The sequence below is a fragment of the Maribacter aquimarinus genome, assembly GCF_047345505.1.
Taxonomy (GTDB): Bacteria; Bacteroidota; Bacteroidia; order Flavobacteriales; family Flavobacteriaceae; genus Maribacter.
This window is the reverse complement of record NZ_JBLFEO010000007.1, coordinates 72,997-85,453: the sequence shown is the minus strand read 5'-3', so window position 1 is coordinate 85,453 and position 12,457 is coordinate 72,997. Positions and strand designations below refer to the sequence as shown.

Annotated in this window: 15 protein-coding genes; 5 read left to right on the top strand and 10 right to left on the bottom strand. The window is 39.7% G+C overall.

Translation table 11 applies throughout. The features are described from left to right. The first annotated feature begins 18 nt into the window (after positions 1–18). Positions 19–2,559, top strand: coding sequence for a PAS domain-containing sensor histidine kinase (locus ACKWCC_RS07065; protein WP_413995212.1), 2,541 nt, complete (start codon positions 19–21; stop codon positions 2,557–2,559). Then, complete coding sequence (locus ACKWCC_RS07060; protein ID WP_413995211.1) at positions 2,556–3,623, top strand: response regulator; 1,068 nt, start codon at positions 2,556–2,558, stop codon at positions 3,621–3,623. Before ACKWCC_RS07065 ends, ACKWCC_RS07060 begins: the two co-directional genes overlap by 4 nt. A gap of 35 nt (positions 3,624–3,658) precedes the next feature. On the opposite strand, the gene ACKWCC_RS07055 is transcribed toward ACKWCC_RS07060, so the two are convergent. Genes ACKWCC_RS07055 through ACKWCC_RS07045 form a run of 3 tightly spaced genes read right to left on the bottom strand, consistent with a single transcriptional unit; the run spans position 3,659 to position 4,581 of the window. Next, positions 3,659–3,898 (bottom strand): DUF6327 family protein, encoded by a 240-nt coding sequence (locus ACKWCC_RS07055; protein ID WP_413995210.1) that lies wholly within the window; start codon positions 3,896–3,898, stop codon positions 3,659–3,661. After that, a complete protein-coding gene (locus ACKWCC_RS07050; protein ID WP_413995209.1) occupies positions 3,895–4,245 on the bottom strand; it encodes a hypothetical protein in 351 nt (116 codons plus the stop codon). Before ACKWCC_RS07050 ends, ACKWCC_RS07055 begins: the two co-directional genes overlap by 4 nt. An 18-nt stretch (positions 4,246–4,263) precedes the next feature. Then, positions 4,264–4,581 carry a YtxH domain-containing protein gene (locus ACKWCC_RS07045; protein ID WP_413995208.1) on the bottom strand — a complete coding sequence of 106 codons (318 nt, stop codon included), beginning with the start codon at positions 4,579–4,581 and terminating at the stop codon, positions 4,264–4,266. 167 nt (positions 4,582–4,748) lie between these two features. On the opposite strand from ACKWCC_RS07045, the gene ACKWCC_RS07040 reads away from it, so the two are divergent. The 3 genes from ACKWCC_RS07040 to ACKWCC_RS07030 all read left to right on the top strand — a co-directional run bounded on the left by ACKWCC_RS07040 (position 4,749) and on the right by ACKWCC_RS07030 (position 6,360). Then, complete coding sequence (locus ACKWCC_RS07040) at positions 4,749–5,237, top strand: hypothetical protein (RefSeq protein ID WP_413995207.1); 489 nt, start codon at positions 4,749–4,751, stop codon at positions 5,235–5,237. Positions 5,238–5,403: 166 nt separating this feature from the next. Beyond that, positions 5,404–6,174 carry a sigma-70 RNA polymerase sigma factor region 4 domain-containing protein gene (locus ACKWCC_RS07035; RefSeq protein WP_413995206.1) on the top strand — a complete coding sequence of 257 codons (771 nt, stop codon included), beginning with the start codon at positions 5,404–5,406 and terminating at the stop codon, positions 6,172–6,174. Positions 6,175–6,213: 39 nt separating this feature from the next. After that, positions 6,214–6,360 carry a hypothetical protein gene (locus ACKWCC_RS07030; RefSeq protein WP_413995205.1) on the top strand — a complete coding sequence of 49 codons (147 nt, stop codon included), beginning with the start codon at positions 6,214–6,216 and terminating at the stop codon, positions 6,358–6,360. 67 nt (positions 6,361–6,427) lie between these two features. On the opposite strand, the gene ACKWCC_RS07025 is transcribed toward ACKWCC_RS07030, so the two are convergent. The 7 genes from ACKWCC_RS07025 to ACKWCC_RS06995 all read right to left on the bottom strand — a co-directional run bounded on the left by ACKWCC_RS07025 (position 6,428) and on the right by ACKWCC_RS06995 (position 12,349). After that, positions 6,428–7,453, bottom strand: a complete 1,026-nt coding sequence (locus ACKWCC_RS07025; protein ID WP_413995204.1) for a S1C family serine protease — start codon at positions 7,451–7,453, stop codon at positions 6,428–6,430. A gap of 37 nt (positions 7,454–7,490) precedes the next feature. Then, positions 7,491–8,141: a DUF2238 domain-containing protein gene (locus ACKWCC_RS07020; RefSeq protein ID WP_413995203.1), complete on the bottom strand. Its 651-nt coding sequence runs from the start codon at positions 8,139–8,141 to the stop codon at positions 7,491–7,493. Positions 8,142–8,163: 22 nt separating this feature from the next. Further along, positions 8,164–8,733, bottom strand: coding sequence for an HdeD family acid-resistance protein (locus ACKWCC_RS07015; protein ID WP_413995202.1), 570 nt, complete (start codon positions 8,731–8,733; stop codon positions 8,164–8,166). A 20-nt stretch (positions 8,734–8,753) separates the two neighbouring features. Next, on the bottom strand, positions 8,754–9,254 hold the full coding sequence (locus ACKWCC_RS07010; RefSeq protein ID WP_413995201.1) for a hypothetical protein: 501 nt from the start codon (positions 9,252–9,254) through the stop codon (positions 8,754–8,756). Between the two features lie 29 nt (positions 9,255–9,283). Then, a complete protein-coding gene (locus ACKWCC_RS07005; RefSeq protein WP_413995200.1) occupies positions 9,284–9,784 on the bottom strand; it encodes a hypothetical protein in 501 nt (166 codons plus the stop codon). A 74-nt stretch (positions 9,785–9,858) separates the two neighbouring features. Beyond that, on the bottom strand, positions 9,859–10,674 hold the full coding sequence (locus ACKWCC_RS07000; protein ID WP_413995199.1) for a DUF1269 domain-containing protein: 816 nt from the start codon (positions 10,672–10,674) through the stop codon (positions 9,859–9,861). Positions 10,675–10,753: 79 nt separating this feature from the next. Continuing rightward, entirely contained in the window at positions 10,754–12,349 is a 1,596-nt protein-coding gene (locus ACKWCC_RS06995) for an oleate hydratase (protein ID WP_413995198.1), read from the bottom strand. Positions 12,350–12,457: the final 108 nt, after the last annotated feature.

Genomic DNA, 12,457 nt, shown 5'->3' with positions numbered 1-12,457 from the left:
TGATTTATAGATTGCAGTATGGCACATCCGATATCCACAACACAAAACACTTTGATTACTACCGACGAAAACGATAGAAAACTACGTACCCTAATTGGTAATCTCTCGGGTATCGTTTATAGTTGCAAAAATGATGAACAATGGAGTATGGAATTCATGAGCGAAGGTTGCTATGCTGTATGTGGATATACCCCCCAACAATTTTATGAGGGCAGTGTCGATTGGGGTAGTTTGATAGCCCCCGAAGACCGTCAAACTGTGTGGGACACCGTTCAAAAAGCCCTATCAAAAAACGAATCTTTTCAAGTTTCATTTCGCATTAGAACGGCCAACAACGAAACCAAATGGATTTTGGAACATGGGATGGGTGTATTTGACGATACCGGTAAACTTGTGAGGCTCGAAGGCTATATGCAGGATGTTACCGAAGGGATAAAGACCCACCAAGAACTAAAAACGAGCGAACAACGGAACAAGGCTATTTTACAGGCTTTACCTGATTTGGTCTTTGTCTTTGACAGGAAGGGAAACTATCTTGATGTCCATGTCTCAGATGCCTCCCAACTCCTCGCTCCAAAAGACGAACTTATTGGTCAAAACATTGCCGACGTATTGCCACAAAGGATATCTGATAAAGTACTGGCGGCTTTTGTGGCTTGTGAAAATTCCAAAGAAACCCAAATTTTTGAATATACACTTACAATTAGTGAGGCGCCCAAACATTTTGAGGCGCGGATAGTTCAAAAAGAAAACGGCGATTTTTTGGCCATCACGCGCGATATTACCCAAAGAAAAAAAATGGAACTGATGAGGATCAAAGGGGCGAAAGTGCTTGAGGGCGTTATCCAACTTGAACCTTTGGAGCGCATTGGCGATCAGATTGTGGGAATAATAGAAAAACAGATTACTAATTGCATAGCAACTTTATTACAGTTGAACGCCGAAAGTGGCACCTTGCACAAAATGTCAGCACCTCATTTACCCAAAACATTTGGTAAAGCAATTGAGGGGGTCGCCATCGGCCCTAATGTGGGATCGTGCGGTACGGCGGCCCACTTTAAAAAGGAGATTATCGTTTCCGATATTGCCAAGGACCCTCTTTGGGCAGCTTATAGGGAATTGGCCCTGGCCGATAATTTAAGGTCCTGCTGGTCTTTCCCAATATTTTCATCCGACCAAAAAGTGTTGGGTACATTTGCCATTTATTCCGACATACCCAGAGAGCCATCTTCCGCCGAAAGAGAACTGATCCTAAATACGATTTCATTGGCAGGCATTGCGATCGAACATCACAGAACGACCAAGGCATTGACGCGTAGTAAAGAAAAACTTGCGGCCTATACGCAGGAACTTGAGGCAAAAGTTGAAGAGCGCACCGACGAACTAAAGGCAATGGTCGAGAAATTGGTTGAATCGAATTTAAGCTTGGAAGACCAAGTACAGATTACCAAGACGGCCGAAAATAGTGCTGTAGCCAGTCAAGAGATGTTTTCTGCCATTTCTAAAAACTTTCCCCATGGTGCAATCGCAGTAGTGGACAGGCAGCATCGAATTACTTACTTAGATGGCGAAGAGTTGACTAATTTTCGATTGAAGGGAACCGATTTCAAAGGGATTTCCATTGATGAAATTGCATTGTTATCCGAAGATCAAAAACTACAGATCAAAAAAGATATCGATAAGACCCTTGACGGAAAGCACCTGACTTTCGAAACAAGGTATAGAAAAAATACTTATGGCGTAAATACTACTCCTTTGTATGATAACGATAAACAAATAAAACACGCCCTATTCGTTTATAATAATATTTCCAAGCAAAAACAAATAGAGCTTGAAATCTTGAATGCTTTGGAAAAAGAACAAGAACTTAATGAGTTAAAATCAAGTTTTATTTCAATGGCCTCGCACGAGTTTCGAACGCCTTTGAGCACTATTCTTTCCGCGACCAACCTCATTGAACGACAGAATGCACCGGGCAAAGAAGATAAAAGAATAAGATATGTAGGCTCTATAAAATCGAGCGTAAAAAATTTGGTGGTCATACTCAATGACTTCCTCTCTTTGAGCAAGCTAGAAGAAGGAAAAGTGAAGGCGCAACCAAGTTTATTTGATTTCGTAGATTTCTCAAACTCTTTGGTCGAAGAAATTGAGGGCATCAAAAAGAACGGGCAAGTAATCGAAGTTGTCAATAATCGGTCAAGTATTGAAGTAGCTCTTGACCCTAAATTAATGCGGCATATTACGCATAACCTATTGTCGAACGCCATTAAATATTCAGAAGAAAACAAAACGATTACGTATAAAATTAATGCTAACGATACACGACTTTTGATAGCAGTTACCGATCAAGGTATTGGCATACCGGCCGAAAATCAAGACCATTTATTTCAACGGTTTTATCGCGCCAGTAATGTTACCAATATTCAAGGAACAGGCCTAGGATTGAATATCGTAAAGCAATACACAGAATTAATGGGTGGGGCCATCAGCTTTCAAAGTAAACTGAACGAAGGCACCACTTTTACAGTTGAATTACCCTTAAATCTAATCACAAAATGAAAAAAATACTATTAATCGAAGATAATCAAGAGGTTCGTGAAATGACCTCTGAAATTCTTGAACTTGAGAACTACGAGGTAACCACCGCCGAAAACGGAAAGATAGGTATTGAAAAAGCGCAACGTTTCACGCCGGACCTTATATTGTGCGATATTATGATGCCAGAAGTTGATGGTTATGGCGTATTTCAGCACTTGAGCAAAAACCATATAACGGCGGCGGTTCCGTTTATTTTCTTGACGGCAAAATCGGAAAGGTCAGATCTGCGCAAAGGAATGACGATGGGGGCCGATGATTATTTGACAAAACCTTTTGAAGCCAATGAATTACTGGAGGCGGTCGAAGGGCGCCTTAAAAAGAACGCGTTCTTGCGTAAGGAATTTGCCAGAAGTGTACAAGGCATCAATGAGTTTATAAAGGAAGCCTCAAAATATCAAAACCTAAAAGACCTTTCGAACGATCGTGATCTAACCGAATTTAAATCCAAAGAAGAGATATTTTCAGAGGGATTCATCGCGCATAATCTGTATTTCATTCAAAGCGGACAGGTCAAAACATACAAGCACAACGAAAACGGAAAAGAATATGTCACGGGAATGTTCAATGCCGGCGACTTTATCGGCCAACTTTCGATTTTGGGAAGTTCGGGACTATATACCGAAACTGCCGTTGCACTTACCACAGCTGAAATTTGTAGTATTCCCAAGAAAGATTTTACCCAACTATTGTTCAACAATAGGGATGTATCGAACAAGTTCATCAGTATGATTTCAAATGATATATTGCATATGCAAGATCAGTTAATGGGCATGGCTTTCGATACCGTTCGAAAAAGGGCTGCAATGACGCTCTTGGGACTTTACGATAAAGGACTTATCAAAGATGACGACATGGGCATAAGTGTTTCCAGGGAAGATTTTGCAGGCCTCATAGGTACTGCGACCGAAACGGCGATACGTGCCCTTTCGAGCTTTAAGGAAGAAGGCTTGATCCAATTGGGCGAATCTCGTAGAATTAAACTGTCCGATAAAAAACAATTACAGCATATTGCAGAATTTGGCTAGAAGATTTCTTTTGTCTCAGAACGACAAAAAAGCAATCAATCCAAAACCGTAACGCTATGGCGTTTCCGGAAAATACCTGATAATTTTTTAATAGCGAAGGTCAATAGCTGTTGCTGCAAAAGACCACTCGCTCCACCAAGCAGTTGATTGGGCAATAGGTCGGCCTTGGTATTGTTCAAATTGAATTTTAAACTTTCCATGGCGATTTCTCGCTGAAGGCGTAAAATATTTAGGTCTTTATCTATTTCAGAAAACGAACTGTATTTTTTTGTCATGGTCTATCAAAATAATGTTTTGAAAATTTCCGCAGTAACGGTCTGTTCAGCGCACCCCTAAAAAAGTAACAAAGAATTGCGATGACTATAAAGAAAAGTCCCGTAATCATAAATCCATAATAAAAACTGTCGAATGCCTCATTTATGGCAAGGGAGGCACCCAATGACAGCATAAACAGGGCTATTAATAAAATAGCCCCAACAACCGCAGTTTGAGCTCCGGCAGTAACCGATTTCATAAGTACCTTGAAGGTCTTCAGTTTTAGGTACTCTTCGCTATTTTTCAAATAAGACCTCATATCGGTATCTACGTCAACAATGTCTTTTTTCAATGCTTCAAAAGCCATATCCCTTTATTTTTGTAGTTAGGTGTTTTTCTTTTTCAGGTCTTCTAGCTTGCGTTCCAGGGTGGCGATAATGTCATCGGCCTTATAGCTCATGGTAGAGATGGCATCATCCAATTTTCGGTCGAAAATAGCTGTCTTTTCATTGACCGTTTTGGTCAAATCTTCTTTCGCTTGGGAGATATGATCCGTAAGGTCATGGCCCGCGTCTTGCGCTTTGTGCTTTATCTTACCTCTTGTTTGCGAACCTTTGTCAGGTGCGTACAGAATACCGATTCCTGCGCCTATGGCCGCTCCTGTTAAGAGGGCCAATACTACATTTCCACTATCGTTTGACATAATCTTACTTTTTAAGATGAATAACTCATTATTATCTTGGACAAAATTAAACCAGTAAAATTTTTAGCATCATGACTTGGGTCAGGTAAACTAAAAACATGCCGAAGTAATTTAGCGATAGAGAACGCCCCAACCTATGATTATGCTATCTCTAAATTGAATTATATATGCAAGTCCCAAAAACGGAACAAAAACAAGCTCTCTTAAAGTCTTATAATCAATTATCTGAACTTGAAGCCGCTTTAAAAACGGTAAATCAAGGTGGTACTAACAAGATAATGATAACGATTATTGGTAATCTGGAAGATGTCCATGCAAATGACCGAAAGGATTTGGCTCATAAAAAAAGACAACTGCAAAGCTATTTTAAAGAACTGTTGGGTACAGATACCGATTTTGATACTTTTTGCAATTCTGAAATTGGCTGCCTATTCGTAGCCGGTTTTTTGGTATCCATGTTTCTTAATCCGGTAGGCAAAAAAACACTTGGCGAATTATCTGGTGGGATATACGGAGTTTTTAGGGGGCTGGGCGTTAGTGAGGCCAAAGCGAACTTAAACGCCAAAAGGCTGAAGGATGGTAAGTACTTGCTTTTGGTCAGGGGAAAGCGTTTTGACATTGAGAAGTTGAAAGATCGTTTAGAAGATTCCAAATAATTGAGCTAGCGAAGCATTGAAATGCATTCCTAGGGGCGTTGACGATAAATTTCCGTTCCGAACCAAAACATAAGATGACTTTGTTTTTTAAGCTGACCTAAGTCATGCTATTATACCTGACAAGTCCGCATTTTTGAAGTGTGCAATAAATAAAAAAAATTACAACATGGACACCCTCAAATATTATGAAAGCAAAAAAGAGTTTAATGTATTCGTAGCGAGTACGTATTCCGATTTGGTACAGTTCAAAAAAGAAAACGAGCAAGCAGAGTTCAACAGTTTGCTATTGAAAGCCTTGCATCAGGTCAAACGTTACATAACCGCAAGACTAGGCACTGCCTTAATCAAAGGAAATCTACCGAAGGGCAAATACAAACCAGATGATTTTATCGATCAGCTTTTTATCGAGACCTATGACCATTTTGACGAGGTCAAGAATAAAGAGGAGCTGCATTCTTGGTTATTCAAGAAAGCGGATGAACTTTTGGAAGATACCATCATCGACGAAGAATTTGATGAGTATTTTTTTAAAAATATTGATGATTATTCCAAACCTGAATGGGACGAAATGGAAGAAAAATTCAGCACCGATGGTGATGGAGATTTGGTCATGATCGAGGACTTGGACGATATTTCGTACCCCAAGAATAACTACATGCTGAACCATGTTTTCGTGGAAGACGACAAAAAAGAAATCATGGAGCAGCTTGATAAGGATCTGGGCGAGGAGAATATCAGAAAACATACCGCTATGGTATTGCACAATTTACCATTACCCATGCGAACGGTCTTTGAACTGGCCACGGAGTACCAATTTACCCTAGAGGAAATCGCCATCATCCGCAACCAAAGTTTTGAAGAGGTGCGGCAATTGTTGGAAAATGCCCGTAAGAGCCTTGAGGCCAGTTTTTTCAATAGGTATGCTTTAGAAAATTAATACCTTGAAGCAATGAATTAGTATGATTATCATAAAATCTTGAGCGTTGATAAAGATGCTTCACAAAAGGATATCAAAAAAGCCTATAGAAATTGCAAGAGTCCTATTCCATCCGAGTTTGGTGGGGAAAACAAAATGAAGTTGGATGGGGCTCTTTTTGAGAAACCTTTCTTGCCGCTTTTTTAGAAAATACCCAAGCTCTGGAGGGTCGGTACGAGGTACAAAACTATGATAGTTAGTGCCAGAGTTTTTTTTATTCTTTCTTAAATACGATAGTGCCGATTTTTCCATTTCTTAAAACTGTTATAGGAATTTTATCCCCTTTATTATAAGCATCATATTTTTCCCTAATCAATTCCTGAAAATCATTACCTTGAAATTTAACACCTGCGAAATCCAAGATAATATCGCCTCCAATCAATAATTCAGTACCATCGATTATTGCGGGAATTGAGCCTCCTTGAAGGCCAAGCTTGTTGGCCGCCCCCTTAGATGATAAACTGAGAACTAGTAGTGCGGATTCCTGCGGAACATTTAGTGCCCTTGCTATGTTTCCAGCAATTGCAATGGATTCCATGCCCGTCCAGATATTAGACTCGTCCATCAGCAATTTCTTGGCGACATTTGAAGATGCTGCAAAGCCAATACCGTTAAACCCTCCTGAACTGCTATAAATGCTACTTGTAATCCCAATCACTTCTCCCTTCATATTGAACATGGGGCCTCCTGAATTTCCTGAGTTTATTGCGGCATCTGTTTGAAGAAATTCGATTTTCACAAAGCCATTTCCCAGACTCTGTGGAATATGTCGTCCACTTAAAATGCCTTTAGACAAGGATTGTTTCAGCCTAAGCGGAGCACCTACCACAAAGACATCCTCTCCTATTTGCAACTCATTCGAATTACCTATTTTAACTGGTTTTTTGTTCTTTAGTTTAAAATTATCCATAATCTTAATCATCGCGACATCTGCTTGAGGATTGGACGAAAGGACTTCTGCTTCATAGACATCTCCATCCAAAAACTCAACCCTGACCACTTCTGCCGATTGTACAACATGGGCCGCTGTCCAGATACACCCATCGTCCGAAATCAAAATACCAGAGCCTTGTGCAGATTGAGCGATTAATTTTTGATCGTTATTCTTCATTATGGGTTTCACACTTAAAATATCAATTATTACAACGGCGGAATTAACCTCTTTGTAGAGCTCTGATAAGCTTTGGGAGTTTCCAATAAAGCCAAGTAATAGCGTAACAATAAAAAGTGTTTTTTTCATTTTTTTAGATTTATGGATTAAGAGGTAATGCATTACTTTATGAAATTGATGTATTCGATTCTACCTTGGATGACACTACTTTAGTAGCCGTCCAATACAACGAGGAAGCAATCGCAGTTCCTAAAAATGCCATGGCCATATCTTTCTGCGCATCCCATACATCGCCTTGGGTCCCCAGATAGGAAATGCCCTGTTCGACAAAAAATATAGCAGCGACCAACCATTCGATAATTTCATAAAGAGCACCAACCGAAAGCACAACCGTTACAGGTAAAAAGAAAGCTATACGTCCGGGGTAGTGCAACCATTTTGAAAAACATTCCTGCATTGGGTAATACAACAGAAAACCAAAGCTAAAATGTACTAGTCTGTCGTATTGGTTTCTTGAAGAATGAAAAATATCCTGCAACCAAAATCCGAAGGTATTATCCGCATAGGTATATTTTGAGCCATAGACGTGCAGACACAAAAAAGTACAGATCAACAAATAACTAAAGTTGCTGAATCTGTATCTCTTATAGGTAAGAATCAAAAAAAGCAGCGAGATGACCGTAAGGGTGTTTTCAATTAGCCAATTCGCCAGGTCGGTAGTACCGATCAAGGAATTTGCCCACACCACGCTAAACAAGAAACTGAAAATAACCAACCAACCAATTTTTCTTGTTTTATCGCTGCTTTTAATTCTCATATAACCATATTCACGATTATTTTTATTTAATGGCCTTATGAATTTTTTTTAGGTCAAAGCCCAGAAATATTCTGAACACGCCCATAAAAATAAAAGCAAAGGCCGTCATATAAACGATGCTTAAGCCACCAAAAAGCGGATTCGCCAATACCAAAAATGCAAAGATCAAAGTAGCTATGCCCGATGCCAGCAACCAACCCCAATTGGGCATGCCCAAGGTGCTTGATTGAATAGAGACGCCGATAGCCATAATACCCCTAAACAATAGCCAAAAACCAACGAAATAGGGTAAAATAGCCATGGTCATCACGGGATTGGAAATTAATAGTATCCCGATAATCAGGTCTAAAATTCCGCCAGTAAGATACCAACCCCAACCCGGGATTTCCTTTCTGTTGGAAATTGCGAAGGCAATCTCCATGATGCCTGAGACAAAGATTAAAACACTAAAAATGATGCTTAGCGAAATGTAGCTTGCCAGAGGGGTTCTGAATACCCAAAACCCCGCGAAAATATATAGTGCCCCGATGATTGGGGATATCCACCAGTTTTTTGCTGCGGATCGTACCGAATTTAATACTGTTGTTGCCATGATATTGTTCTTTATGATTATTATTCTACGTTATCTTTAAAAAGATCTTTCAGCGCTGTACCCAACTCATCCATATCATAGGTAAACTCTCGCTCGAATTGCTGCTCTTTTGCTTTGGCAGACTCGTTAAACTCGATTACGTTTTCTTTGAAGTCGCGACCCCGTTGTTCTAATTTCGCTTGAAGCTCTTTGTTTTTCTCTTCCAAACGATCGAGATCTGCCGTCAATTTTTCTTGTTCCTTTTTACTGGCCTTGGAAATCTTTTCACGCAATGTTTTGACATCACTTTCCATATCCGCAATGCTAGCCTCGGAATTGGCCTTAAATCTTCCCCAATCTGCTTTTACGGCTGTCTGTATTTCTTCTTGAGCATCTTTACTTGCCTGACTTAAGTCTTTACCCACTTCAGTCATATCTTCTTTTGCGGCTTTCATATCTTTTTTTGAAGCCTCGCCGCAACTTGTTACTATTGTTCCAGCCATAAGTGCTATTACGGCCAAGGATAAAATTCTTGTTCTCATGATTTCTTGTTTTAAAGATTATTAAATGTCTATTGTACGTTGTTTTTAAAAAGGTCTTTTAATGCCGTGCCCAGCTCATGCATATCATGGTTGAACTCGGCTTCGAACTTTTGCTCTTTTTCTTTGGCAGATGCATTGAACCTGATTCTTTTTTCCTTGAACGAATCATTTCTTTGAGCCAATCTGTTTTTGAGTGCATCATTTTTTCTTTTCAACTTGGCCAGTTGAAGATTCATTTCTTGTATTCTTTGTTGACCAACTTGTGAAAGTGCCCCCTCGAATTCATCGATAAGAATCGCCCTTTCTTCAAAAGCGGTATCGCTTTTGTCTTTGAATTTTGCCCAATCTGCTTCTACATCGGTTTTGATTTCTTCATGGGCAGCCGTTCTTGCATGTTTCAAATCTTTGTCCGCTTTCTTGATATTCTGTTTTGCAGAAGTCACATCCCTTTTTGATGCTGCTCCGCAACCTGTCATTATTGTTCCTCCCATAAGAGCTATTACAGCCAAGGATAAAATTCGGGTTCTCATGATTTATTTATTACTGTTTATCCTGTTTAAATAAAATGAAACCCCGAGGCGTACCTCGGGGAGTTGTTATTAGCTTAGTCAAGAACTTCTTCCAACTGATGGTTCAACTTATTCAACTTCGACTTTTGTCTGTTGATCCTTTTTTTGAGCCTATTTGCCCTTGCTTGTGTAATTGAATCGGTGAGATTGTCCTCATATTTATTAAGATTCGATTCCAATTTTTCGATTCTAGCTTTCGTTTTGTCCTTGACATCCTTAAGGGCAGACTTTCTTTTTGCTTCCAACTCGGCAATCTTTGCTTTACGTTTTGCCTTCAGTTCAGCAATCTTGGCACTGATTTTTACCTTTTCATCTGCGGTGGCTTTTTTAAGTTTTTCGCGTTCGTCTTCGATTTCTTCTTCCAGTTCCTCAATTTGTTCATCCATATAGGTGTCAAATTCTACACCTGCATCGGTTCGCATAATTTTAGCATCTAGAGGTTTAAGGTAATTGTCGATAAAGACTGAACTGTCTTCGCCAACCTCGGCGACAATGGTTATTTCGCCTGCCTTCATTTTATTGTTGACCTTGTGTATGAAATCGTCTTCGAAATCGTAACGACCAATATCTAAGATAGCGCCTACTGCGGTACCTGAATACAAACCGACGACCAATCCGATAGGTCCTGCAAAGGCACCTACAAGGCCTCCTAAGGCCATTCCTGTAAGTGTTCTCCAACCCGCATCGGTGGTCTCGTCGTTTAAGACCTCATAATGGTCGTTCTCTTTTTTACGGATCATCATATGTTCATATAATGTGATGTCTCCGTAAGAATCCAATTCTTTCATTTTGTGCAAAGCTTCGATAGCTTTTGTTTCTTCCGTAAAAGAAACGACGATAATGTTTGCCATTTTTCTTGTTTTTAAGTGTTATTACTGATTTATATTTATGGTGATTTAAATTCGCTTTTTTATATCCCAACCCTGTTATTTATGACCTGTATGCTGTATGTACGGCTTTGGCCAGTACCTCTGGTTTCTTGTTGTGTGAGGTAACCGGAGCTACTTCCTTATCCAGTTTCAAAAGGGTATAAACAGCCAATCGTGCTGCGCGGACTGAATATTCTTCCGTAAAAACCATATCTTCAGGAATTTCAACAAACTGACTGATAAGCGCTAAATTGGTAGATCCTTTAGGAACCACATCGGGACGGTCGGTCTTTGCTCTTGGTTGAAACAAGGCATCGATATAAGGCATCATTGTTGGGATGACATTGATTACGCTTTCTTTGATTTTCTGCTCGTACTTTTCAAAATGCAAATGATGAATTAACTCTGTCAAGATTTCCTCTCCGGTACAATCGATCATAGCTTTTTTAACATGGTCTCCTACATTATCCGGATGTAGCCCATAACCCCAAAAAATAGTGGTGTCATTACCTTGTTCCTTAAAGTGCGGTTGTGCAGCAACTACTATTGACATTCTCCATGAGGAATCTTTAAATGTCATTAATGCCCCGTTACCAGGTTTGTTGCCCGAAAATTCTTCGATGCGTTTTAACATCTCGTTTCCTTTTAGGGAGCAGGTAAAAGAATACCATTTCGTTTGATCTGGTTTGGTAAAGAATGGATCCGGATTTCCTAATAAATTCGGTTTCTTATTTGCAATTCTTTGCCATAGAAGGAAGCTAGGCGGGTTGTCTGGCAAATATTTTGCCGGTGTGTCGTAATCTCCATTATTTGAATTATCTGTAATACATCCATTGGTAAAAAAACAAATATCTTCTTTGTTCAATTGAATGGTTTCGGCCTCGCCGTCCGCATTGGTACATCTAATAGCGGTAACTGTAATTCCATCCCCAGGTTTAAAATCTAAATCGGTAACTGTTTTACTCAATGAGAAGTCAACCTGATGTTTATCCAAATACGATTTTATTGGAAGAATAACCGATTCGTATTGGTTATAGGTGGTTCTTGTTACGCCTTCAAGGGTGTCTATGCGAGAAAACTCCACAATCATTCGGTTCATATATCTCTTGAGTTCAAAGAGACTTGACCATTCTTGAAAGGCAAAAGTCGTTTGCCACAGATACCAGAAATTCGTTGTAAAGAAATGATCTCCAAACCAATCGCGAATCGTAATATTATCAAGCTTATCTTCATCGGTAAAGAACAGGTTTAACATTTTCAAACGATCGTCTGTGTTAAATTGCATATCGGTCACGGGCAAAATTTTCGCATCTTTATCAACGAGTCGTGCTTTGGCATGGGTAGGGTTTGCGTGATCAAAGGCCAATATTTCGTCCTTTACAGAGATATTGGAAATTTCCAGCGAGGGGATTTTACTGGTTAGATCCCAAAAGTTCTCATATGTTTCTTCATTAAGCATACGCCCGCCACGACACACAAAGCCCTCGGATTTTGTACCTGAACCGTCATTGCTACCACCTAGAATGGGTAAAGCCTCAATAATGTGAATATTTTCTCCTTTAAAATTGCCATCTGTCAGCAAGTATACCGCACCGGCCAAAGAGGCAAGTCCGCCTCCTATGAAATATGCGTGTCGGTCTTTGTTTTTAATGTCCATAACTAATTGTTTTTATTTGAGACTACTGATTTATACTTATTAAAATTCTTTTTGTAGCAGGCTAATCTGCCAACTCGTTCATTTCTTCGTCAAGTTCCCTGACTTAGG